This is a genomic window from Streptomyces sp. NPDC088707 (assembly GCF_044752725.1).
Lineage (GTDB): Bacteria > Actinomycetota > Actinomycetes > Streptomycetales > Streptomycetaceae > Streptomyces.
In genome coordinates this window covers 577,174-599,930 of record NZ_JBIVLV010000001.1, presented here as the reverse complement: position 1 = coordinate 599,930, position 22,757 = coordinate 577,174, and the positions used below count along the sequence as shown (strand labels likewise).

General features: G+C 71.1%; 15 protein-coding genes and 5 pseudogenes. 11 read left to right on the top strand and 9 right to left on the bottom strand.

Translation table 11 applies throughout. The features are described from left to right. Positions 1–3 precede the first annotated feature (3 nt). The 8 genes from ACIP84_RS02795 (at position 4) to ACIP84_RS02760 (ending at position 10,216) form a co-directional block, all read left to right on the top strand. Positions 4–957: a DnaJ C-terminal domain-containing protein gene (locus ACIP84_RS02795; protein ID WP_401793679.1), complete on the top strand. Its 954-nt coding sequence runs from the start codon at positions 4–6 to the stop codon at positions 955–957. Beyond that, a complete protein-coding gene (locus ACIP84_RS02790) occupies positions 954–1,361 on the top strand; it encodes a chaperone modulator CbpM (RefSeq protein ID WP_401793676.1) in 408 nt (135 codons plus the stop codon). The genes ACIP84_RS02795 and ACIP84_RS02790 overlap by 4 nt, the downstream gene beginning before the upstream one ends. Beyond that, on the top strand, positions 1,352–3,991 hold the full coding sequence (clpB, locus tag ACIP84_RS02785) for an ATP-dependent chaperone ClpB (RefSeq protein ID WP_401793673.1): 2,640 nt from the start codon (positions 1,352–1,354) through the stop codon (positions 3,989–3,991). Before ACIP84_RS02790 ends, clpB begins: the two co-directional genes overlap by 10 nt. After that, on the top strand, positions 3,988–4,428 hold the full coding sequence (trxA, locus tag ACIP84_RS02780; protein WP_355961629.1) for a thioredoxin: 441 nt from the start codon (positions 3,988–3,990) through the stop codon (positions 4,426–4,428). Before clpB ends, trxA begins: the two co-directional genes overlap by 4 nt. Before the next feature lie 205 nt (positions 4,429–4,633). Next, complete coding sequence (locus tag ACIP84_RS02775; protein WP_401793669.1) at positions 4,634–4,900, top strand: UBP-type zinc finger domain-containing protein; 267 nt, start codon at positions 4,634–4,636, stop codon at positions 4,898–4,900. Beyond that, positions 4,900–6,663, top strand: a complete 1,764-nt coding sequence (locus tag ACIP84_RS02770; protein ID WP_401793666.1) for an FAD-dependent oxidoreductase — start codon at positions 4,900–4,902, stop codon at positions 6,661–6,663. The genes ACIP84_RS02775 and ACIP84_RS02770 overlap by 1 nt, the downstream gene beginning before the upstream one ends. A 143-nt stretch (positions 6,664–6,806) precedes the next feature. Further along, positions 6,807–7,901, top strand: a complete 1,095-nt coding sequence (locus ACIP84_RS02765) for a hypothetical protein (protein ID WP_401793663.1) — start codon at positions 6,807–6,809, stop codon at positions 7,899–7,901. Between the two features lie 137 nt (positions 7,902–8,038). After that, positions 8,039–10,216 carry an FUSC family protein gene (locus ACIP84_RS02760; protein ID WP_401793660.1) on the top strand — a complete coding sequence of 726 codons (2,178 nt, stop codon included), beginning with the start codon at positions 8,039–8,041 and terminating at the stop codon, positions 10,214–10,216. A 99-nt stretch (positions 10,217–10,315) separates the two neighbouring features. Here ACIP84_RS02760 and ACIP84_RS02755 read toward each other — a convergent pair whose 3' ends face one another. After that, positions 10,316–11,086, bottom strand: a complete 771-nt coding sequence (locus ACIP84_RS02755) for a methyltransferase domain-containing protein (protein WP_401795619.1) — start codon at positions 11,084–11,086, stop codon at positions 10,316–10,318. Positions 11,087–11,162: 76 nt separating this feature from the next. Between ACIP84_RS02755 and ACIP84_RS02750 the strand changes: the two genes are divergently transcribed. Next, the gene (locus tag ACIP84_RS02750) at positions 11,163–11,567 is read left to right on the top strand and encodes a MerR family transcriptional regulator (protein ID WP_355961639.1); all 405 of its coding nucleotides are present in this window, start codon (positions 11,163–11,165) and stop codon (positions 11,565–11,567) included. Between the two features lie 269 nt (positions 11,568–11,836). On the opposite strand, the pseudogene ACIP84_RS02745 reads toward ACIP84_RS02750, so the two are convergent. The 6 genes and pseudogenes from ACIP84_RS02745 to ACIP84_RS02720 form a co-directional block, all read right to left on the bottom strand. Continuing rightward, a pseudogene (locus tag ACIP84_RS02745) lies at positions 11,837–12,034 on the bottom strand (DUF2254 domain-containing protein); the annotation flags it as partial. A 33-nt stretch (positions 12,035–12,067) separates the two neighbouring features. Continuing rightward, positions 12,068–13,843 carry a cation:proton antiporter gene (locus ACIP84_RS02740; RefSeq protein ID WP_401795616.1) on the bottom strand — a complete coding sequence of 592 codons (1,776 nt, stop codon included), beginning with the start codon at positions 13,841–13,843 and terminating at the stop codon, positions 12,068–12,070. Between the two features lie 200 nt (positions 13,844–14,043). Next, a pseudogene (locus ACIP84_RS02735) lies at positions 14,044–14,280 on the bottom strand (hypothetical protein); the annotation flags it as partial. A gap of 42 nt (positions 14,281–14,322) precedes the next feature. Beyond that, positions 14,323–14,822 (bottom strand): annotated as a pseudogene (locus tag ACIP84_RS02730) (SDR family oxidoreductase). A 181-nt stretch (positions 14,823–15,003) separates the two neighbouring features. Continuing rightward, positions 15,004–15,258, bottom strand: a pseudogene (locus ACIP84_RS02725) (GMC oxidoreductase); the annotation flags it as partial. A 97-nt stretch (positions 15,259–15,355) separates the two neighbouring features. After that, a pseudogene (locus ACIP84_RS02720) lies at positions 15,356–15,511 on the bottom strand (shikimate kinase); the annotation flags it as partial. A 229-nt stretch (positions 15,512–15,740) separates the two neighbouring features. On the opposite strand from ACIP84_RS02720, the gene ACIP84_RS02715 reads away from it, so the two are divergent. Beyond that, on the top strand, positions 15,741–19,493 hold the full coding sequence (locus ACIP84_RS02715) for a S8 family peptidase (RefSeq protein WP_401793657.1): 3,753 nt from the start codon (positions 15,741–15,743) through the stop codon (positions 19,491–19,493). A gap of 137 nt (positions 19,494–19,630) precedes the next feature. Then, positions 19,631–20,623, top strand: a complete 993-nt coding sequence (locus tag ACIP84_RS02710) for a helix-turn-helix domain-containing protein (protein ID WP_355961647.1) — start codon at positions 19,631–19,633, stop codon at positions 20,621–20,623. Positions 20,624–20,862: 239 nt separating this feature from the next. Here the strand turns inward: ACIP84_RS02710 and ACIP84_RS02705 are convergent, their stop codons facing one another. Further along, positions 20,863–21,360: a hypothetical protein gene (locus ACIP84_RS02705; protein WP_401793653.1), complete on the bottom strand. Its 498-nt coding sequence runs from the start codon at positions 21,358–21,360 to the stop codon at positions 20,863–20,865. A 29-nt stretch (positions 21,361–21,389) separates the two neighbouring features. Continuing rightward, positions 21,390–22,616: a hypothetical protein gene (locus ACIP84_RS02700; RefSeq protein WP_401793650.1), complete on the bottom strand. Its 1,227-nt coding sequence runs from the start codon at positions 22,614–22,616 to the stop codon at positions 21,390–21,392. Positions 22,617–22,757 lie beyond the last annotated feature (141 nt).

The window sequence follows — 22,757 nt, the reverse complement described above, 5'->3', positions numbered from 1 at the left end:
GTGATGGCACAGGACTTCTACGAGGTGCTGGGCGTGTCGAGGACCGCGAGCCAGGACGAGATCCAGCAGGCGTATCGCAAGCTCGCCCGCAAGTACCACCCCGACGTCAACAAGGACCCGGGGGCGGAGGAACGCTTCAAGGACCTCAACGAGGCGTACAGCGTCCTGTCGGACCCGAAGACCCGGGCTCGGTACGACCGCTTCGGCGAGGACTTCCGCAAGATCCCCGAGGACTTCGACGAACGGGTCGCCGCCGGCGCCGGCGGCGGCTTCCGCGCCCGGAGGACCGCGGGCGCGGGAGGCCCCCGCGTCCGGTACGCCACCGGCTTCGGCGACGACTTCACAACGGAAGGTGTCGACTTCGAGGACCTGTTCGGCTCGCTCTTCGGAGCAGGCGCCGCCCGCGGCGGTGTACCGGGAGCCGACCAGGAGGCCGAGCTGCCGCTCACCGTGGAGGAGGCGTTCAGGGGCGGCCGTCGCACCGTCACGCTCGCCGGGCCCGCCGGTCAGCCGCGGCGGTACGAGGTCGAGGTGCCGCCGGGCGTCACCGACGGGCAGCGGATCCGGCTGGCGGGGGAGGGCGGCCAGGGAAGCGGTGACGCCCCCGGAGGTGACCTGTACCTGCGGGTGCGTATCCAGCCCCACTCACAGTTCCGGCTGGACGGCCGCGATGTCCACGTCCAGCTACCGGTCACTCCCTGGGAGGCGGCCCTGGGCGCGACCGTGCCGGTGCCCACCCCTGGCGGTGGCACGGCCAAGGTCACGGTGCCGGCGGGCACGTCCAGCGGTCGGCGACTGCGGCTGCGCGGCGAGGGCATGCCCAACCCGCGTGGCCCCGACGGTGACCTGTACGCCGAACTCCGCGTCATGGTGCCGCCCACCTTGGGCGACCGGGAGCGCGCACTGTTCGAGGAGCTCGCCGCCACTTCCTCGTTCGACCCCAGGAGGACGCGATGAACGACCGACCCTCGGGAGCGGCAGGCACCGGCCGGGCCGGCGTGGGCGGCCGTCCGGTACGAACGGGCGCTGACATCACCGCCTCGACGTCTGTCCGGTACGCACTCGTGCCCACCCCCCGGCTCTCCCTGCATGCCGTGGCCCGTCGCTCGGGCCTCCACCCCGATCTGATCCGCCGGTTCGTCGCCCTGGGCCTGGTCGACGCCGAACGCGACGCCGCGGAGCAGCTGGTGTTCGACCCCACGGCCCCGGCGGTCCTCGCCCGCATCCAGCGGCTGCGCTCCGGACTCTGCCTCAACTACGCATCCATCGGCCTGGTGCTCGACCTGCTCGACCGCATCAGCCTGCTCGAAGCCGCCCTGCGCGGCCGCGGCACGAGGAGTGAAACACCCCCATGGACATGAACCGCCTCACCCAGAAGTCCCAGGAAGCCCTCCAGGAGGCCCAGACCGCGGCCGTCGGCATGGGGCACACCGAGGTCGACGGGGAACACCTGCTGCTCGCCCTTCTCGATCAGGAGGACGGTCTGATCCCCCGGTTGCTGCAGCAGGCCGGCACCGAGCCGAAGGAACTGCGCGCAGCCGTGCGCGAGGAACTCTCCCGCCGTCCGAAGGTCACCGGCCCCGGCGCGGCACCCGGTCAGGTCTTCGTCACCCAGCGCCTCGCCCGCCTGCTCGACGCCGCCGAACGGGAGGCCAAACGCCTCAAGGACGAGTACGTGTCCGTGGAGCACCTCGTGCTCGCCCTGGCTGAGGAGGGCTCCTCGACCACGGCCGGGCGTCTGCTCAAGGAGGCGGGCATCACCAGGGACTCGTTCCTGAGCGCGCTCACCCAGGTCCGCGGCAACCAGCGCGTCACCTCCGCCAACCCTGAAGTCGCCTACGAGGCTCTGGAGAAGTACGGCCGCGACCTGGTCGTGGAGGCCAGGGCCGGCAGGCTCGACCCGGTCATCGGCCGGGACGCCGAGATCCGCCGTGTCACCCAGATTCTCAGCCGCAAGTCCAAGAACAACCCGGTCCTCATCGGCGACCCGGGCGTCGGCAAGACCGCGATCGTCGAGGGTCTCGCCCAGCGCATCGTCCGCGGCGACGTGCCCGAAGGACTCCGCGACAAGATCGTGTTCGCTCTCGACATGGGTTCCCTGGTCGCCGGGGCCAAGTACCGCGGTGAGTTCGAGGAACGCCTCAAGGCCGTACTCAGCGAGGTCAAGGCGGCGCAGGGGGGCATCCTGCTCTTCGTCGACGAACTGCACACCGTCGTGGGCGCGGGCGCCGCCGAAGGGGCCATGGACGCAGGCAACATGCTCAAGCCGATGCTCGCGCGCGGAGAACTGCACATGATCGGCGCGACCACCCTCGACGAGTACCGCAAGCACATCGAGAAGGACGCCGCCCTCGAACGCCGCTTCCAGCAAGTGCTGGTCGACGAGCCGAGCGTGGAGGACACCATCTCCATCCTGCGAGGACTGCGCGAACGCCTGGAGGTCTTCCACGGTGTGAAGATCCAGGACACCGCGCTGGTCTCCGCGGCCACACTCAGCCACCGGTACATCACCGACCGGTTCCTGCCGGACAAGGCCATCGACCTCGTGGACGAGGCGTGCGCCCGGCTGCGTACCGAGATCGACTCCATGCCCGCCGAACTCGACGAGATCACCCGCCGCGTCACCCGCCTGGAGATCGAGGACGCCGCCCTCTCCAAGGAGACCGACGCCGCCAGCGAAGCCCGTCTGCAAGAGCTGCGCAGGGAACTGGCAGACCTGCGCGCCGAGGCCGACTCCAAGCACGCCCAGTGGGAGGCTGAGAGGCAGGCGATCCGCCGCGTGCAGGAACTGCGCCAGGAACTGGAGCAGGTCCGCCACGAGGCGGAGGAGGCCGAACGCGCCTACGACCTCAACCGTGCCGCCGAACTCCGCTACGGCCGCCTCCAGGACCTGGAGCGCCGACTCGCCGCAGAGGAGGAGCAACTGGCCGCCAAGCAAGGGCAGAACCGGCTGCTGCGGGAGGTCGTCACCGAGGAGGAGATCGCCGAGATCGTCGCCGCCTGGACCGGCGTCCCCGTCGCCCGCCTCCAGGAGGGCGAACGCGAGAAGCTGCTGCGCCTCGACGAGATCCTGCGCGAGCGCGTCATCGGCCAGGACGAGGCCGTCAAGCTCGTCACCGACGCCATCATCCGCGCCCGTTCCGGCATCCGCGACCCTCGCCGCCCCATCGGATCGTTCATCTTCCTCGGCCCCACCGGCGTCGGGAAGACCGAGCTGGCCAAAACCCTCGCCCGGGCCCTGTTCGACTCCGAGGAGAACATGGTCCGCCTCGACATGAGCGAGTACCAGGAGCGGCACACCGTCAGCCGGCTCATGGGCGCACCTCCCGGATACGTCGGCTACGAGGAAGGCGGCCAGCTCACCGAGGCGGTACGCCGCAAGCCGTACTCGGTCGTGCTGTTCGACGAGATCGAGAAGGCGCACACCGATGTCTTCAACACGCTGCTGCAGGCCCTCGACGACGGCCGCATCACCGATGCTCAGGGCCGCACCGTCGACTTCCGCAACACCGTGATCATCATGACGTCCAACATCGGCTCCGAGTACCTCCTCGACGGCGCCACCGCCGAGGGCGAGATCAAGCCCGACGCCCGCGCCCTGGTGATGGGTGAGCTGCGCGGGCACTTCCGCCCGGAGTTCCTCAACCGCGTCGACGACATCGTGCTGTTCAAGCCGCTCGGTGAGCGGCAGATCGAGCGGATCGTGGAGCTGCAGTTCGACGAGCTGCGGCACCGGCTCGCCGAGCGCCGGATCACCGTCGAACTCACCGACGCCGCGAAGGAGCTGATCGCCCACCAGGGCTACGACCCGGTGTACGGGGCGCGGCCGCTGCGGCGTTACATCTCCCACGAGGTCGAGACGCTCGTCGGACGCGCTCTTCTGCGCGGCGACGTCCAGGACGGCGCGACGGTGCGCGTCGACGCCGAGCACGGAGAGCTGGCGGTCACCTACGACCAGCAGCAGGGAGACCGGGAAGCGAGGGCGGCGTGAACACCACCCGGACGACGACGGTGACCTGCCCCCACTGCGAGCACGTCAACCGGATCCCCGTGGCCGCCGAAGGACGACCCAGGTGCGGCCACTGCAAGCAACCCCTGCCCTGGCTCGTGGACGCGGGCGACGACGACTTCGACGAGGTCGCCGAGCGGGCCACCGTGCCCGTCGTCGTCGACCTCTGGGCCACGTGGTGCGGCCCCTGTCGCATGGTCAGCCCCGCCCTGGAACAGGTCGCCCGCGACCTCGCTGGACGCATCAAGCTCGTCAAGGTCGACGTCGACAAGAACCCACGGCTCAGCCGTCGGTTCGAAGTGCAGGCTGTGCCGACCCTCCTCGTCCTGGACAAGGGCGCGACGATCGCCCGGCAGGCCGGCGCGGCACCCGCGCACGTTCTGCGCGCGTGGGTCGAGCAGGCGATGGAGGGGCGGTAGACCACTGCGGGAGGGCGAACATCACGGTGCGGTGACCTGGCAGCCCACCGTATCCGCGATACGGCGGTGACCTGGGAGCCCGCCGCAGCCGCGATACCGGTACCGCCCGGTCGCCGCGCTCGCTCAGCGCCTCCGTCATGGCGGTGCTGAGGAAGACCACCTCCGGCCGCGGCCGATCAGGCCCATTCATGGAAGGACAACCCTCATGGCCACGACGATTCCCGACCCCCACCTGGCGATGGTGCGCCCGGTGATCCCGCGTACCCCCGACGGCTGCGAGGAGTGCCTCAGGGAGCATGCGCCGTGGGTGCACCTGCGCCTCTGTCTCACCTGCGGACACGTCGGCTGCTGTGACTCCTCTGTCCTCAAGCACGCCAGACGGCACGCGGGGAGCGTCGGTCACCCCATCGTGCAGTCCTTCGAGCCGGGAGAGGACTGGCGCTGGTGCTTCGTTCACGAGGCCCTGGTCTGATGAGCACGGCCGAGCACGAGCGTGGTGCGGTCCGCGAGACACCTGACCGGTACGGGGCTTTCCCGCGTCTCACGCCGGAGCAGCTCGAGGACCTGACCGCGCATGGTGAACGCCGCAGGACCGCCGAGGGCGAGGTGCTGTACCGCGAGGGCCGGCCGTTCCGCGAGTTCCTCGCGATCCTCAGCGGGACCGTCGAGATCCTCCACGACCAGGGCGGGCCCGACGAGCGGACGGTGGCCGTGCACGGCCCCGGCAGGTTCCTCGGTGAACTCGGGCTGCTGGAGGGCCAGGCGGCGTTCGACACCGCCGTGATGCGCCAGGCGGGCGAGATCCTGGCCGTACCGGTGGAGCGGCAACGCGCTCTGGTCGGCCGCGACCCCGTCCTGGGCGACCTGATCCTCCGCGCCTACCTGGGCCGCAGGTACCTGCTCATCGGCATCGGCGCCGGCTTCCGGATCCTGGGATCGTGCTATTCACCGGACACGCTGCGGCTGCGGGAGTTCGCCGCACGCAACCGGCTGCCCCACCGCTGGGTGGATCTTGAGAAGGACGAGGAGGCCGAGGCACTCCTGCGCCGGTTCGCCATCCGCCCCGAGGAGACACCGGTGGTCCTCTGGAAGGGCGACAGGGTGCTGCGCAATCCGAGCAACGCCGAACTCGCCCGGCTCATCGGGCTGCCCGCCCCCGCACCCGCCCCCTCGTCCGAGGCCGGACGGTGCGACGTGATGGTCGTCGGTGCGGGCCCCGCGGGACTCGCCGCCTCCGTGTACGGCGCTTCCGACGGCCTCACCACGGTCACCGTCGACGCGGTCGCCACCGGAGGCCAGGCCGCTACCTCGTCACGCATCGAGAACTACCTTGGCTTCCCGTCGGGCATCTCCGGGGGCGAGCTCATCGAACGCGCGGTGCTCCAAGCAGACAAGTTCGGTGCCCGCCTCATGGTCCCGGCGCAGGTCAGCGGGCTCATCCCGCAGGACGATGAGTACGCCGTCACCTTCACCGACGGGTCCCGGGTCCGGGCCGGAGCCGTGGTGCTCGCCTCGGGCGTGTGGTACCGACGGCTCGACGTGCCCGGCATCGACCGCCTGGAAGGCATCAGCGTCTACTACGCGGCGACGGTCCACGAGGCCAGTCTCTGCCAGGCGGATCCGGTCGCCGTGGTCGGCGGGGGGAACTCCGCCGGGCAGGCGGCGCTGTTCCTCGCCGACCACGCGTCCAGGGTCCACCTCCTCGTCCGGGGCGGTGACCTCCATGCGGACATGTCGCGCTACCTGGTGGACCAGGTGGAGCAGCACCCCAGGATCGAGGTGCTGCTCCACACCGAAGTACGGGGCGTCCTTGGGGAGGAGAAGCTGGAGTCCCTGACGGTGGAGGACAACACAAGCGGTGAGCGCCGCGAGCTGCGGGCCGCGGCACTGTTCGTGTTCATCGGGGCCCGGCCGCACACGGAATGGCTCAGGGGCGTGCTGGCACTGGACGAGAAGGGCTTCGTCCTCACCGGCGCCGACGCCCAGGCGGTGGCCGACGCGCATCGGTGGGCCTCACTAGGCCGCGACCCGATGCTCCTGGAGACCACCCTTCCCGGGGTCTTCGCCGCCGGCGACGTCCGAAGCGGCTCGGTGAAACGGGTGGCCTCGGCGACCGGTGAGGGGGCCATGGCGATCCGGCTCGTGCACGAGCACCGGGAGAGGAGGGGAAACCTGGTCGCCGCCGACTCCGAGGGACATCAGCCGGCTGCGGGCGGGTCCGGGTCCTCGCGCTGACCCCGAGGCCACACGCGCAGGAACAGCGTGTCACAGCGGCTTCGACCTCACCCCCGGGGCATCCTGTGAACCCTCGCAATCGCGAAGGGGCAGCCGAGGAGGATGGTCCGGTCGTGCGGGTGTCGTCGCAGGACGTTACGGTCGTGGCACTCCTGGCGGACCCGGACGCGCCCACGGACATCGCGCGGCGCATGGCCCGGATACTTCCTGCGCGGCTCGCCGAGAAGGCGGGCCAGGGCCGACTGTTCGACGTCGAGGTGGTCAGTGAGCCATTCACCTCAGGGACGGAGGACCCGCCCACCTTGATGCGCCGGATCATGGACCGTGGAAGCAGGGAGAACTGGGACATCGTCGTGGCTCTCACCGACCTTCCGCTGCACTCACGCGGGCGCAGGATCGTGGTGGATCTGAGTCACGAACACGGCTTGGCGCTGCTGTCTCTTCCTTCCCTTGGGGGCTTGCGGCTGCAGACGAGGGCACTGCGGGCCGTGGAAGAGGCCGTGCTCGGCTTGGCGGGTCCGCACGCCACCGGGACTGAGGGGCCGGCGCGGAGTCAGCCGTTTCTGGGGCCTTTCGCCGCTCGCCTCACGCCTGTCCATCCGGGCCCGATCGGTGAGGAGGAGACCGCCGATCTCCGGTACGTCGTCAGCGGGCCCCGCGGATATCTGAGGGTGCTCGTCGGTATGGTCCGCGCGAACCGGCCGTGGCGGTTGGTGCCCGGCTTGTCGAAAGCCCTGGCGGCCGCACTCGCCACCGGAGCAGTCGCCACCGTGAACTCCACCACCTGGAGCCTGGCCGAGGCCCTCAGCGCGCCACGCCTCGTGATCGCCATGGCCGGGTCCATCGCGCTCATGATCGGCTGGCTGATCGTGGACGGGGAGCTGTGGCATCGATCGACAGAGGGCTCGCCGGAGGCGAGGCAGAGGACGAGGCTCTACAACGCCTCGACGGTCATGACCGTGGGGATCGGTGTGCTCATCTGCTACGGGGGCTTGATCGTCATCAACCTGACGTGGGCGCTGTTCATCCTCACCGACCGAGTGTTCGCCTCCATGACACGAACCCCGCTGGACGCCACGGAGTACGTGACGTTGTCCTGGTTCGTCGCTTCGGTCGCCACCGTGGGCGGCGCGCTGGGATCAGGACTGGAGAGCGACGAGGCGATCCGCGCAGCCGCCTACTCCAAGCGCGAGGAGGAACGTCGCCATCTGCTCCGGGGCGACCAGCCGGCGACCTGAGCCGGAGACGCGTCGGCGGTCGGTGATCATCCGGGCCCCGAGACGGACCGGCGGCGGCACCACCGACGGGGTCCGAGGGCGGGAGGCGGCGGCGCGGCTGGCGCGACGCGTCCGGGGCCCCGGCTAGGGTCATGTCCGTGACGTGGCTGCGGGCCCTCCGGGAAGTCGTGCGATCCGGGCTCACCATCGAGGAGGCGCGACTGGAGCCCCTGCTCGCGTTGCGCACAGCTGCCGGGGTGGCGATCATCGTCGGGCCGGCGCTGTGGCTGGCCTCCCCGTCGTACGCCGCGTCCGCCGCCCTCGGTGCCTATTCCGCGGGCGCAGCCACTTTCCAGCGCACCTGGCGTCCACGCAAAGTGATCGCGCTCGGCGCGGGCGCCGGTCTGGCGCTCAGCACCTTCGTAGGCTATCTGGCGGCGGGGCGCCTCGTGACGTTCCTCCCGCTGCTGGCCGCATGGGCCTTCGTCGCGGGGATGGCGTGGGCCGCCGGATCGACCGCCGGGATCGTCGCGGCGACGATGGTCGGCAGCATGCTGGTGACCATCACCCTGCCCACGAGCGTAGGGCGGGCTCTGGAGCACGCCGGGGTCATCGCGCTCGGGGGCGTGGTGCAGGCTGTGCTGATCCTGCTGTTCCCGATCCGCCGTTGGGGGGCGCATCGTGACGCGCTCGCCGACGCCCTGGCCGCCGTGGCGGACTACGCACGCCGGCTGCGGCACGACCCGACCGCCCCGTTCGACCCTGAGCCGTTGATGACGGCCCGGGACGCGGCCGCGGTGACGCCCTCACAAGCCCGTTCCCGCCCCTCCGTTCTCCACGGCCCCCGGGGACTTGCCGAGCGCATTCTGCCGGCCGTCGCCGCACTCGCCGACCCGGACGTCGGCGCCCCGGCGGAGGGCCCCGGGCGGGACCGCGCGCGGGAGTTGCTCGACGCGGCCGCAGAGGTCCTGGACGCGGCCGCCCGCTCGATCCGCCGCGGCACTCCCGCCGAGGTACCGCCCGGAAGCACAGACGTCCTGCGCGTCGACGAGGAGCACGAGGTGCTGGAGGGCCCCGCGCGGCAGGCCGCCGAGCGGCTCGTGGAACTGCTCGGCGAGGCGTTGGAGATCGCCGGGCTCGGAGACGCGCCCGGGAAGACGCCCACGCCACCCGGCTCCGCGGGCGCGCAGTTCCTGGTGCGCCCGACGTTGTTCCGGCTGCTCCCGGTCGTCGTCCGGGCTGTCCGCCGGGAGCTACGCCGGGACTCTCCCGTGTTCCGGCACGCCGTCCGCCTGGCGGCGGTGGCCACGCTCGGCTACCTGATCGCCGCCCGGCTGCCCGTGGGACACGGCTACTGGGCCCCCATCACCTCGGTGATGGTGATGCGGCCGGACTTCCATCGGACGTACGCGCGCGCGGTGGCCCGTCTCGCCGGGACCCTGGCGGGCGTCGGGCTCGCCACCGGGATGGTGCGGGCCCTGGGCCCGGACGCCCAGGTGTTCGGCGCGCTGGCGGTGTTCTCGGCGGGCCTGTCCTACACCCTGATCCGTACCGGCTACGCCTACTCCCAGTGCTTCACTGCCGCGTACGTCGTCTTCCTGCTCGGCATGGGCGGCCACGCATGGGAGCAGACGGTCCCGGAGCGGGTGCTGCTCACCCTGCTCGGCGGGGCTCTGGCGATGCTGGCGTACGTGGTCTTCCCCGCATGGGAGACACCCCGGCTGACGGGCCGGCTCGCGGACTGGCTCGCCGCCGACGGCCGGTACACGGCCGCGGTGCTCCGCAGCTACGCCGAACCCACCCGCGAGCATCACGCCGACGTGCGCAGAGCACTACTGGCGAGCAGGGAGGCACGTGCCGCCTGGCAGGAGACATACGACCAGGCAAGGCAGGAACCGGTCCGCCCCAGGGGTCTGACGTCGCGCGAGGCCCAGGAGGCGCAGGAGGCGCTCAAGGGGTTCGGCCGGGCGGCGATGCTCATGGAGAGCCATGTCCCGCGGGCCGGCAGCCGCCCCGCACCGGAGGCGAAGCGGTTCGCCGAGGCACTGGAGGCGGACACCGCGCAGGCGGCGGTCGACGTGCGCGAGCACAGGAATCCGGAGTGGGAGCGCGTGGAAGAGGCGCTCCAGGCGTGGGAGGGCTCCGCCGGCGGGGACGGGAGCCCGGTGCTACGGCGCGAGGCGGAACTGCAGAAGCAGGCCTTGGAGGACCTCGCGACGGCTGTGAGCCGTACACCCCTGGAACGCGACGTCGGCTCCGCTCGCGAGGAGCAACGGGTGCGGACGGCCGCGGCGGCGGAGGACGACGGACCAGGACTCGCCCACCGGGAAGGGTGACGGCTCCGGCGAAAGGGTGCCGCGCCCGCGTGGCTGTCCTCCTGTGGGGCGGGCCTGGGCGCGCGGCTCCGGCCCACGCCTGGTCAGGTGATCGCCGCCTCACTGTGGTGCGGTCGCCGCTGCCACGAACATCGGAACAGCCAGGAAGAGGTGGTCGGTCTCGGCTCGCGCACGCTGTTCGGCGATCCAGTCGACCGCCTGCTCGCGCGTAACGGCGCCGGATGAGCAGGCTGCTTCGGCCAGGCCAGTGAGCAGGGGCAACATCGCCGACCCGGTGAAGACACCTGTGTGCACCTCGACCGTCACATCGGTGAAGCGGCTGTTCAGGAGCAGGTTGCGGTATCGGCGAGCAGCACGCGGGGCGGCGGTCAGGTCGGCGCGGGCGTGCACGATGGTGCGGGTGAGGGCCGGATCGTCGGAGTCGATGACGAGGGTGTCCCAGTCCTGGCCGACCAGCAGGATCCGCCCTCCGGGCACGAGAACCCTGTGGGCCTCCGCCAACGCCCGCTCCGGTTCGTCCAGTTCGTGGAAGACCTTGTCGGCTCGGTAACCGTCCACCGAGGCGTCCGGGAGCGGCAGCTCGTACGCTCCCGCGATCCGGAAGTCCGCCTCGGGCCACCGTCCACGGGCGGTGGCGATCATCCGCTCGCTCGGGTCCACACCGATGGCATTCACGCCCCGTTCGGCCAGTTCCGCCACGGCCCGTCCGGCGCCACAGCCCACGTCCACCACGGACGTTGCGGGTTCGGCGCCGAGCAAGTCGTAGGAGAGAGTTCGCAGCAACTCGGCGCCCGGCAGTCGGTCGGCGGCGTCGAGCCGTGCTACGAGGTCGTTCGCCGGCTGGGGTGTCTGTTCCGTTTCCCTGGTCATGAGCGCCAGACTGCGACTTAATGTCGGCATGAAGTCAAGCGGGCAAAGCGCGCCTGGTGGCGACGAGCGTGACTCGATGGGCATCGGGGCCCTCGCCGAACGCTTCGGCCTGGCCACGCACGTCCTGCGTCACTGGGAGTCGATGGGGCTCCTGACCCCCGCACGTGACGCCGCCGGCCGCCGCCGCTACCGCGTCGCCGACCTCACCCGCGTCGCCGTCATCCTGCGCGCCAAGGACGCGGGGCTCTCCCTCGACATCATCCGCTCGCTGACCGCTACCGCCGATGCCGTGCAGCGACGGAACATCCTGCGCGCAGAGGCCGACGCGCTTCGCTCCCGTATGGCCGCTGCGCAGGCATCCCTCGACCTCATCGAATGCGCCCTCGGCTGTGAACACGAGGACCTCACCCAGTGCGCCCACTTCCAGCAGGTCGTGACGGATCGCACCGGCACGGATGCTGCCGTCCACGTCCCCGACTGAGCACGTGCGCCGGTACGTCGCATGTGCTGGTCACGGCCACTCGCCGATGGCCGCGGCGGGGACGGGCGCCGCGTATCGGACCGCAAGCCGGTCACGCCGCGTGGCCACGGCCCGGATCCTCTTGAGGCGGTCGACGCCGCATTCGACCGCTGGCGGCCGGGGTCGGTGAACTCGCGCTCGACCGCCTCACGCAGGAGGAGCAACTGCGTGTGCACGGCGGAGTGCCGCGACGGCGGCAGGGCGTCGAGCAGGCCCTCGAACATGGCCCGGAACCTGCGGCAGATCTGCACGGATGAACCGTCGTAGTCACGGATCTCGCAGACGGTGAGCTCCAGGTAGTCGTCCCAGTCCCGGCCCGGCAGCACCAGTCGCGCGTTCCCGCCGCGATCGGCCAGGACGTAGCGTCCTGGCAGCCGTGTGTTCCCGACCGTGTGCAGGAACCACTCGACGTAGTTGACGACCTGCACCGCGGTCGCGCCGGACCGTAGGCCCCGAGCGACTCAGCGCGGAGCGCTGGTGGGCGCGGGCCCGAGGAGGACGAGGGTGTCACCCTCCTGCGGTACGGTCTCGCCCCTCTCCGTGACGGGGTCCAGCCGGTGGTCGGCCCGTACGACGAACAGCGTGTCGCCCTCCGGCGACGTCGGGCCGCCCGCCGGCCGCACCACGAACCGGGCGCCCTGCGCATAGCGTTCCGCCAGGACGTGGCGGACCAGGGAGCGCCCGAAGAGGATGTCGCCGCCGGTGTACGGAGCGACCACGCCGTGGCTGTCGTGCGGCGGCCCCACCCGGTAGACGGGACCCTCGACGTTGTCCTGCATCACGATCGAGGCGAGTGCGTTGAAGTCGTCGTCGTCGGTGGCCAGGAAGACGGCCGTCACGCCCTCCAGACGGGCCCCGGGGTTGATGGCCGTGGCCAGCAGGTCGCCCTCGGCCAGTTCGAGGCCCGCCCGCCTGATCTGTTCCCGTTCCTCGTCGAGTCCCGCCCACATCAGCACGTCGAGGCCGGCGGTTCTCAGGGCCCTGCCCAGGTCGACCACCCACGGCTGGCCACCCACGAGAAGGACGCGGGTGCCTTCCTTCTTGACGACCCCCAGCCGTCTGGCGATCGGCGCCGCCGTCAGCGAGTAGAGCAGCACGGTCCCCACGATCACCAGGAAGGTGACGGGGAGGATCTTCGCCGCCCCGGGCACTCCCCGTTCCACCAGGCCGGCGGAGAAGGCCGACGCCGTCGCCGCCGCGACGATGCCGCGTGGGTCCATCCATCCGACGAAGGCGCGCTCGCCGCGGGTGAGGTCGGTGCGTGCCGAGGCGCCGAAGGCCACGATCGGGCGGACCACCAGGACGAGGATCGCGATCAGGCCGAGCGCGGGAAGGAGCACCGGCACGAGGGACGACGGGGTGACGGTGGCGGAGATGGAGACGAACAGCAGCCCGATGATCAGCTGGACCAGGGTCTCCAGGAACGGGCGGCGCGAGGGCATGTCGAAGCCGCGGATGTTGGAGACGGCGAGGCCCGCCACGATCGCGGCGATGAGCCCCGTGTCGTCCCGCACGATGTCACAGCCCGCCGATACGCCGATCACGACGGCGAGCTGTGCCAGCGTTCCCAGCGTCTCGCCGAGCCTCAGGGTGCGCAGGGTGAACCACAGCAGAGCGGTGGCCACGACGCCGCCCGCCAGCCCGAAGGCGAGGCTGAGCATGAACTGGCCCAGCTGGTAACCCCGGCCGATGTCGATCTGGTGAGACGAGGCGACCGCGTGGAACGTGAGCGCGCCGAGGATGGCGCCGATCGGGTCGGTCAGCGTCCCCTCCCAGATGAGGATGCGCCGCACCTTGTCGCTCGGCCGCACGAAGTCGAGGATCGGCCCGACGACCGTGGGCCCCGAGACGACGAGGATCATGCCGAGCATCGCGGCCACGCGCAGGGGCATGTCGAACATCGCCGGTGCCACCGTCCCGGTGACGAGGAAGGTGAGCAGCACGCCGTACGCGAGGAGCCTGCCCACGATCCCTCGGGTGGGGTGGACCAGCTTGCGCAGGTCGAGCCCCAGACCGGCGTCGTAGAGGATCACCGCGACGGACAGCGACACCAGGGCGGAGAAGTCCGGCCCCAGCAGCTTGTCCGGGTGGATGACGTCGGTGATCGCGCCGGCGGTGAACCCGGCGGGCAGCAGGATGATCAGGGCCGGGACGCGCAGTTTGCTCGCCAGGATCTGCGATCCGGTCGCGAGCACCACCGTCAGGGCGAGACCGAGAAGGATCTCGTCGTCGGTCACAGCGGCTTCCTTCCTCGGAATCTTGGCGTGAGGGGCGTCCAGGACGAACACGGGGCGATCAGGGGCTGGGTGCCGTCCCGTCGTCTGTGGGGCCGCTCCCTCTCCGCAGGTCGGCGTCGGTGAGCTTTTCGAGTTCACCGTGCGCGTCGAGCCGGTAGAGGAGGACGACGGCCGGCACGACGAGCCGACGCTGATCCGCGCCAGTACTGCGGGCCGAACCTGGGCGTGAAGATCGCCTTCCGCACGTCCACGTCTACCGGGTCGCCCGCGGAGTCGAGCGAGAAGCCCTGCGGCGTGTTCATGACGAGGGTGATGAAGGGGAAGGCGACGCCGAGGGGCACCAGGATGATGGGGGAGGCCAAGGTGAAGGCCATGAGTGCCCGGGCCGGCAGGAGTTGGGCCGGGGCATCCGCCAGTAGATGGAGCGAGGGGGACATGCAGGCCTTCGCTGGTCGTGGACGTGGCAGGGCGTGAGACGGTCATCCGCCCGTGGCGAAGCCTGGGAAGAGGGTCATGCCGCCGTCTACGTACAGGGTGGTTCCCACCACGTAGTCCATGAGGTCGGAAGCGAGCGCGACGACGGCGCTCGCGATGTCCTCGGGATCGCCGATCCGGTCGTACGGAATGAGCCGCAGGAGGTCCTCCCGTGCCTGGGGCGTCTCCCAGGCGGCACGGTTGATCGGCGTCCTGATCGCCCCCAGGCCACCGCGTTCACCCGGATCTTCTCGGGAGCCAGCTCCTGGGACACGTCGGCCTCGTACGCCGCGGCGCGAACCCCGAACGAGGTGATCTCCTGGACCACCTCTTCGGCGGCCTCGCGGTCCGACACGTAGTTCACGACCACGTCGGCACCCGCTCGGCCCAGACCGATGGCCGTGGCCTTGCCGATGCCCGAAGTGGCGCCGGTGACCAGCGCCTTCTGGCCGTGCAGCAAGCGCGCCGGGATCACATCCTGCGGTGCCCCCACAGTGGAACCCATTCCCTGCCTCCTCGCTGCGGGGTCGCCCCGGGCCCGGCGCGGCCGGGCAGCTCACGCAATCACCCGATGAGGTGGCCGGCATCTCCTCCGCATCGCCTTTGGGCCGTTGAGCCGAGCGTCTTCGTCCGGACGGACCACTCACAGGCCGGGCAGCGCCGGTCTCAACCCAGCCGGGCCACGAGTGGTCACCGACCCGCAGGGCGTTGGCGATGGCGGTCAAGGACGGATTGACCGCCCCGATGATCGGGAAGAAGCTCGTGTCGACGACGTACAGGTTGCCGAGGTCGTGGTGCATGCCGAGGCTGCCCAGCCTCCCCTGCAGTCTGTGCCTCAGCGGCTTCAGGCCCTCGACGTTGTTCTTCTCGTCGAGAGCGCGGCGGATGCGGGCGTCGCCGTCGAGCGTGCCCCGGTTGTCGGAAGCAGGTGACGACGGCCCGCCGACCGGCGTCGGTCGCCCGGTCGAGCCACTCCCCGATCGCGTCGAGCCACGCCCCCCGGTCGCTGTCCGTGAGGGCATAGCCGGCGGCCATCGTGGCGCGGTTGCTGTCGGAGTGGAACGCGTCCGCGTCCCGGTACGTCCAGCACAGCCGCTCGGCGAGAAGACGCCCCGCCGTCGACTTGCCCGACCCCGCGGCGCCGACGACGAGAACCAGCCGCGGCGACTCATCTGTCGCTTCTTCGCGCGCCATGGCCTGACAGGCTCCTCCCTGTCGTCTGCCCGCCGAGGCGTTTCCGTCCGGCGGGTCGGACACACCTGCAATCTGACCCCCGTCGTCCCCCCCGCACGTCGGTACCCGCGACCTGCCACGTCTTTCCGCCCGGAATCGCGCGGTTCACGACTGACAAGCCTTTGCCATGGCGAGGACTTGCCGTCGCGAGGCCTTCACGACGGTGTTCACCGGTCGATAGACCCATGCCATGAACTCGCCTTCCCATCCCTCTGCCTTCCGGCGCGGCCGCTGGCGGCTGGCCGCGGCGGCCACTGTGGTGCCCCTGCTGGCCTCGGGGCTCGTCACTCTGCAGGCACCCGCGCAGGCGGCTCCGGTCAGGCCCGGCGTCCCCGCCAAGCCCGGCGTCCCCGCCAAGCCCTCGGCGACCCACAAGGTCACCCTCGTCACCGGCGACGTCGTCACCGTCACCACGATGGCCGACGGCAAGCAGACCGCCGAGGTCGACCGGCCTGACAGTGCCGTCGGCGGCGTCAAGATCCAGCAGATCAAGGGCGACCTGTTCGTCCTCCCGGACGAGGCCGCGCCGCTCGTGGGCGCGGACAAGCTGGACCGGCGGCTGTTCAACGTCACCGACCTGATCGAGATGGGGTACGACGACGCGAAGTCGGCCGCGGTACCGCTGATCGCGACGTACACCGAGCCGAAGTCCCGCGCGGTCGCCGAGCCGACGGCACCCCGCGGCAGCAAGCTGACCCGGAAGCTCAAGGGCATCCGCGGCGCGGTGCTCAGCACCGAGAAGCGCCAGGCCCGCACGTTCTGGACCTCCGTCGCGCCCGAGGGCCGCGACACGCTGGGCGCGGGAGTCGCGAAGCTGTGGCTCGACGGTCGCGTCAAGGCCAGCCTCAAGGAGAGCGTGCCGCTGATCGGCGCCCCCGAGGCGTGGGCGGCCGGTTACACCGGCAAGGGCGTCAAGGTGGCGGTCCTCGACACCGGCATCGACGCCGACCACCCCGACTTCGCCGGCCTCATCGACGGCACGGCCAGCTTCGTCCCGGGGGAGGGCATCACCGACGTCAACGGCCACGGCACGCACGTGGCCGGCACGATCGTCGGTTCGGGCGCCGCCTCCGGTGGCGACAACAAGGGCGTCGCGCCCGGCGCCGACCTGTACGTCGGCAAGGTGCTCGGCGGCGCGGAGGGCTACGGCCAGGACTCCTGGGTCATGGCCGGCATGCAGTGGGCCGCCGAGTCCGGTGCCGACGTCGTCAACATGAGCCTCGGCGACTCCTACCCGACGGACGGCAGCGACCCGATGTCGCAGACGGTCGACGCGCTCTCCGCGCAGTACGGCACGCTGTTCGTCATAGCCGCCGGAAACGCGGGACCGGAGAGCATCTCCGCCCCGGGTGCGGCTGCCGCGGCGCTGACCGTGGCCGCCACGGACAAGCAGGACCGGCTCGCGTCCTTCTCCAGCACCGGCCCGCTGGCGTACTCCGGTGGCATGAAGCCGGACATCGCGGCTCCCGGGGTGGACATCACCGCGGCCCGCTCGCAGGAGATGACCGACGGCGGGCAGGGCCTCTACCGCACCATCAGCGGCACCTCGATGGCCACCCCGCACGTGGTGGGCGCGGCGGCCATTCTGGCCCAGCAGCACCCGGACTGGGCCGGCGCGCAGCTCAAGGAACACCTGATGAGCACCGCGAAGGGGCTGGACAGCGGGTACTCGCCGTACGAGGTGGGCACCGGCCGTCTCGACGTGGCCGCCGCCGTGCGCACCACGGTCCGCGGCACCGGGTCGCTCTTCTTCGGCAACTACACCTGGCCGCACGAGCCGGGCGAGGTCGCCGTCACGAAGGACCTCACCTACACCAACACCGGTTCCGCTGACGTCACGCTGAACCTGGCGCCGACCGGCGACGGGGGACCGTTCACGCTGGGAGCCACCAGCGTGACCGTCCCGGCGGGCGGCACCGCCGCCGTCCCGGTGACCGGTGACCCGAAGGCCGCCTCGGCAGGCCGGCACGCCGGCTATGTGACGGCCACCGACGCGGCCACCGGGAAGCCGGTGACCCGCACGTCCGTGGCGCTGCTCAAGGAGGAAGAGCGCTACGACCTGACCGTCAAGCTGGTCGGACGCGACGGCAAGCCGGCCGCCGGCCAGGTCTCCGTCAATCTGGCCGGCGACTCCTGGCCGTGGTCGGTCTACGTCGACGGCTCGACGACCCTGCGCATGGCACCCGGCCTCTACACCGTCGCGGGCTACCTCGACGTGGCCGGCGAGAAGGGCGACCGCTCCGGTATGGCCGTGCTGGTCGACCCGGAGACCGTGCTCAAGGACGGCAGGGCCGAGGTGGTCCTGGACGCGAGCAAGGCGCGCCTGCTGCGGACCGAGGCGCCGCAGCGCACCGAGGACCGCCAGCGCAAGGTCGACTTCAACGTCCACTACAAGGGCCTCGACCCGTACATGGACTACCGCAGCGCCTACGTGCTGCCGCCGACGTACGACGACGTCTACGTCGCGCCGACGGAGCCGATGAAGCAGGGCGAGTTCATCCTGACCACCCGCTGGCGCAAGGGCGAGCCGCAGCTCGACCTGAGCGCGTCGGGCGGCCGTCTCCGGTTCGAGGCCCGGGCGCAGGCGGGCAGTGCGCTGAGCACCGCCACGGACCGATGGGACGCCGTCTACGCGGGCGACGGCGCGGCGGCCGCGTACGGCAAGGTCAAGGCCGAGGGGAAGGTCGTCGTCGTCGAGCGCAGCGACGAGGTCTCGCCGCAGGAGCGCACCGAGGCCGCGGTCGCGGCACGCGCCAAGGCCCTGATCGTCGTCAACGACGGCGCCGGTGCCCTGATGGAGTACGTGGGCGAGTCGGCCATCCCGGTCGCCACCGTCCACCGTGACGCGGGCAAGGGCCTCATCGCGATGGCCAAGGCCGGCGTCTTCAAGCTGACCGTGAAGCAGACCGAGTACACGCCCTACGTCTACGACCTGACCCGGGAGTACGCCGTCCAGGTGCCGGACCGGGCCCTGGTCTACAAGCCGACCCAGCGGGACCTCGCCCGGATCGACGCCCACTACTACTCGGCCACGGACGGCAAGCTGTCGGAGGGCTACCGGTCCGACTTCACCCTCAGCCCGTCGTTCAACTTCCCCGAGCTGGAGTGGCACCCCGGCACCCGCACCGAATGGGTGACCCCCGGCCAGGTGTGGCGGGAGTTCCACGCGCAGAGCGTCGACACCGACCTGCCCTGGGTGATGGTGTCGGGCGACAACACGTACGCCCAGGGCAGCACCACCCGTCTCAACTGGTTCGCTCCCCTGTCCCGGCCCGCCCAGGGCGAGTCCTTCGGCGTCTACAACTCGCGCTGGCAGAACCACATGACCTGGAACGTCCAGGCGTGGGCCTCGGCCAGCGACAACATGCGGCTGGGCGGCAACCTGCCGTGGGGCGAGACGCCGGAACACCTGCGGGTCTTCCAGGGCGACACACTGATCCACGACAACCCGGTCAGCGGGGACATGCAGTGGGTGGAGGTCCCGGCGGGCAACCTGCCCTACCGCGCCGTCCTCGACGCGGAGCGTCCCAGTGACGTCTTCCGGCTGTCGACGCGCACCCACACCGAGTGGACGTACATGTCCGACACCGTCGACTCGGACTTCTTCGAGCGGTTCTCGGTGCTGAACCTGGACTACACCCTGGACACGGACCTGCACGGGGACGTCAAGGCCGACGAGACCCAGCGGATCGCGCTCAAGCCGGTGTCGATGGACGGCGGCATCGTGCCGGGCAAGATCACCACGGTCAGGCTGGACGTGTCGTACGACGACGGCAAGACCTGGCGGAAGGTGACGCTGGCCAAGGGGTCCGGCGGCTCCTGGACGGGTTCGTTCAAGCCGTCCAGGAAGTCCGGCGGCTTCGTCTCGGTCCGCGCCGGCGCCGCGACGGACGGCGGCTTCAGCGTCAAGAACGAGATCATCCGGGCGTACGGCCTGCGATGAGCGGCACCGTCGGGCCCCGGGGCGGCGACTCCCCGGGGCCCTTCCCCTCACACCTGCTCCCAGCAGGGACTATTCAGGGTCTGCCGCCATGGCCCATACTCTCCCCGCTGCGGCAAGTGGAAGAGAGTCGGTCGCCGATGCTGGATGTCCTGGGCCTCGAACCCGATGACGAGTGCGTCTACCGGGCGCTGCTCGGACGGCCCGGCTCCCTCGCCACCCAGCTCGCCGAGCAGCTCGACATCGGGCACGCACCCGTCGACAAGGCCCTGTCCCGCCTGCTCTCGTGGGGACTCGTGACCCGGTCGGCGGCGGACGGCCGGTTCACCGCCGCGCCGCCGGCCATGGCGCTCGGCGCCCTCATCAGCCAGCGCCGGGACGGCCTGCGCATGGCCGAGCACGCCTTGGCGACCTTCGCCGAGGAACACCGGGCCGCGATGACCGGCAGCAGTATCAGCGACCTGATCGAGGTCGTCACAGGCGTCGACGCCATCCGGCATCGCTTCCTCCAGGTACAGCAGGCGGCCCGCACGCAGGTCCGCTCCTTCATCACCGCGCCGTTCGTCGCCCTGCCACCCGACGAGAACACGGCCGAACCCGTGGCCATCGGCCGCGGTGTGCACTTCCGCGCGGTACTGGACCGGGCCGTACTGGCGGAACCCGGCATCGTCGACGACGCCATCGATTCCCTGGGGAAGGGCGTGCATCTGCGGGTCGCCGACGAACTTCCGATGAAACTCGTCCTGGCCGACGCCGACCTCGGACTCGTCCCGCTCGCGGTCACGGCGGCGGGAGAACCCGGCGCCGTGCTGCTGCACCGCAGCGGCCTCCTGGACGCGCTGGACGCGCTCTTCGAGACGGTGTGGCGCACAGCCCGCCCCCTCGAACTGGGCACCGGCGGAGAGTCCGATCCCACCGTCGAGGTCGGTACGCCGGGTCCCACCGACCTCGACCGAAGGATCCTCGCCCTGCTCCTGGCCGGCCTGACGGACCTCACCGCCGCCGCGCAACTCGGTCTGTCACCGCGTACGCTGCACCGGCGCCTGCGTCACCTCATGGACCTGGCCGGAGTCAGGACCCGGATGCAGCTCGGAGCCCACGCCATGCGAAACGGCTGGGCAGAGGTTCCTTGAACGAGCTCCCCCGTACTGCGAAAGGCGAGCATCCCGGCGTCCTTTGCCGGACGGAGTACTTCGGCAGCATCGCCGGACGCAGGGCACGCCATTGCTTCGGCGACGCGGTGGCTTCCCGGCCAGAGCCGGTCCGTCCCGGGTGGGCACGCAGGCCGCCGCCCGGTGACCGAGGCCACCGAAGGCGACCACGACCACCGGGCGGATCCGCCCGGTTCCCGGACGGTGTCGACGCACGCCGCTCAGCAGTTCCGGATGGACCACACGGGCGTCCAGTCGTACGTGAAGGGCGTGGGCTCCGGCAGGACGACGTCCAGCACCTGGCCGTTCTGGCCGTAGAAGAACGCGGCGGCGCCGACCTGGTTGTTCACCACCTGGCCCACGCCGTTCCAGTGGGACAGGGAGTACTGCTGGCACCGATAGAGGAAGAAGACCTTGTACTTGCCCACCACCGGGTCCCAGACCCCGGTGCAGAGATTCCCCGACGCGCACGTGACGGGGCTGCCCGACGTCGTGTGCACGTAGTCCGCCCAGGGCGAGACCGTCGGCGACACGGCCGCCACGGCACGCGAGGACGGCCCCTCGCCCCGGGGTGCCGGGGGCATGACCATGGTGTGGCCGCCGCCCTCGCGAGGCCCGTCTGAGGCCGCCGCCTGGGCCGGGCCCGCCGCGAAGGCGGACACCAGCACCCACAGGAGGGCACCGACCACACCGAGGGTGGAACGCCAGGTACGTGACATCGTCACTCCTTCTCCGGGAATCCCCGGGTTCACTTCTGACTCGTGCACAGCGGTACGTCCGGCAACTGGTTGTCCGGATGGCTGATGTAGATGTTGGTGACGTAGCCCCCGTACTGCGGCAGATACGCCCACCAGTCGTTGGTGTACGGCGGGACGGAGACGAGCTGCCCCTTCTTCTGGCAGCCCACCAGCACCTCCACGCCGGCCGGGAGCCGGGTCACGACGTTGTCCCCTACGACCGGTTGCGTCCGGACGGCGACGTCCTCACCCCACGTCCCGTACCACTTCCCCTTCGGCGCCGTTCCACCGGGAACGTTCAGGGAACGGGTCAGCCGGCCGAGGTCGGTGTACGCCTTTCCGTACGACGTGCCCTCCGGGTGCAGAGTGAGGACGGCCACGATCGAACGGTCACCGGCCCCGACGGTGCCGGTCGTGTGCAGCGCCGGTCGGCTCAGGTCGACGCTCGCGTCACCCGCGCCGGCGGACGCGAGGGCCGAGGCGTCGATGCCACGAGCCGCAGTGGCGCCTACGGAGCCGCAGTTCCCCTTCGCGTACCTCCCCGACCAGCCCTGCTTCACGGCCCACGGGCGGTCGAACGCGGCGGCGATGCCGAAATGCTGGTCGAAGGAGTCCGACGCGCACCGGGTCGACTGGCGCAGACGCTCCATGACGAAGTCACGAACCTGCGCCGGAGCGGACTCCAGGATGTGTCGGTAGGTCTTCACGGTGTCGCGGGCCGACATGGCCGTGTAGCCCCAGTACCCCTCGTAGCCTGCCGGTGGGGGAGCGGTGTCGGCGAGCCCGAGCCGCGTGACCATGCGCTCGACGATCGCCGGCCCGCCGTAGGCCGACCAGTAGTGGTTGGCGGCGGCGTCCTGACTGCTGCGGAGCATGACGTCCAGCCGCGTGCGGTCGGCGGCCGGGATGGTGTCGGGGCTGCGGTTCCACAGGAAGTCGAGGGCGATCAGGAGCTTGACGACCGACGCGGACCGGAACGTGGCGGCCGGGGCGAGCTGTTCGGTGAACGTCCCGGTCTGCCGGTCGAACACGGCCACGCCCGCCGTGACCCCCGCGGGCACCTGGGGGCTCGCGGGCGTGACCGACACGGAGTCACCCGTCGGTTCCGTCGCGGCCGCGACGGAGTGCGGGAGCGCCGCGCCCGTGAAGGAGAGGGAGAGGAAGGCCGCGGTCGCGGCGAGCAGGCGCCGGGGCGTACGGAGAGCGGTGGTGTGGGAGTGCCTGGCGATGCGGAGCATGGCGTGAGGGGTCCTCGCTTGGTGTGAGAGCGGGCTGCCCGGGTCTCGGAAAGGGTCGGCGGACGAGGTCGGCGGGACCGCGGCGCGGAGCCCCTGGCCGGACGCGAGGGGCTCCACCGGAGCGGGCCGGGCCGGCGACTC

Bases quoted from the DNA above. Each gene is read 5' to 3' on its own strand.
- ACIP84_RS02795 (WP_401793679.1), top strand. From the start codon at position 4: ATGGCACAGGACTTCTACGAGGTGCTGGGCGTGTCGAGGACCGCGAGC.
- ACIP84_RS02790 (WP_401793676.1), top strand. From the start codon at position 954: ATGAACGACCGACCCTCGGGAGCGGCAGGCACCGGCCGGGCCGGCGTG.
- clpB (WP_401793673.1), top strand. From the start codon at position 1,352: ATGGACATGAACCGCCTCACCCAGAAGTCCCAGGAAGCCCTCCAGGAG.
- ACIP84_RS02775 (WP_401793669.1), top strand. From the start codon at position 4,634: ATGGCCACGACGATTCCCGACCCCCACCTGGCGATGGTGCGCCCGGTG.
- ACIP84_RS02770 (WP_401793666.1), top strand. From the start codon at position 4,900: ATGAGCACGGCCGAGCACGAGCGTGGTGCGGTCCGCGAGACACCTGAC.
- ACIP84_RS02755 (WP_401795619.1), bottom strand. From the start codon at position 11,086: ATGACCAGGGAAACGGAACAGACACCCCAGCCGGCGAACGACCTCGTA.
- ACIP84_RS02750 (WP_355961639.1), top strand. From the start codon at position 11,163: ATGGGCATCGGGGCCCTCGCCGAACGCTTCGGCCTGGCCACGCACGTC.
- ACIP84_RS02715 (WP_401793657.1), top strand. From the start codon at position 15,741: ATGAACTCGCCTTCCCATCCCTCTGCCTTCCGGCGCGGCCGCTGGCGG.
- ACIP84_RS02710 (WP_355961647.1), top strand. From the start codon at position 19,631: ATGCTGGATGTCCTGGGCCTCGAACCCGATGACGAGTGCGTCTACCGG.
- ACIP84_RS02705 (WP_401793653.1), bottom strand. From the start codon at position 21,360: ATGTCACGTACCTGGCGTTCCACCCTCGGTGTGGTCGGTGCCCTCCTG.
- ACIP84_RS02700 (WP_401793650.1), bottom strand. From the start codon at position 22,616: ATGCTCCGCATCGCCAGGCACTCCCACACCACCGCTCTCCGTACGCCC.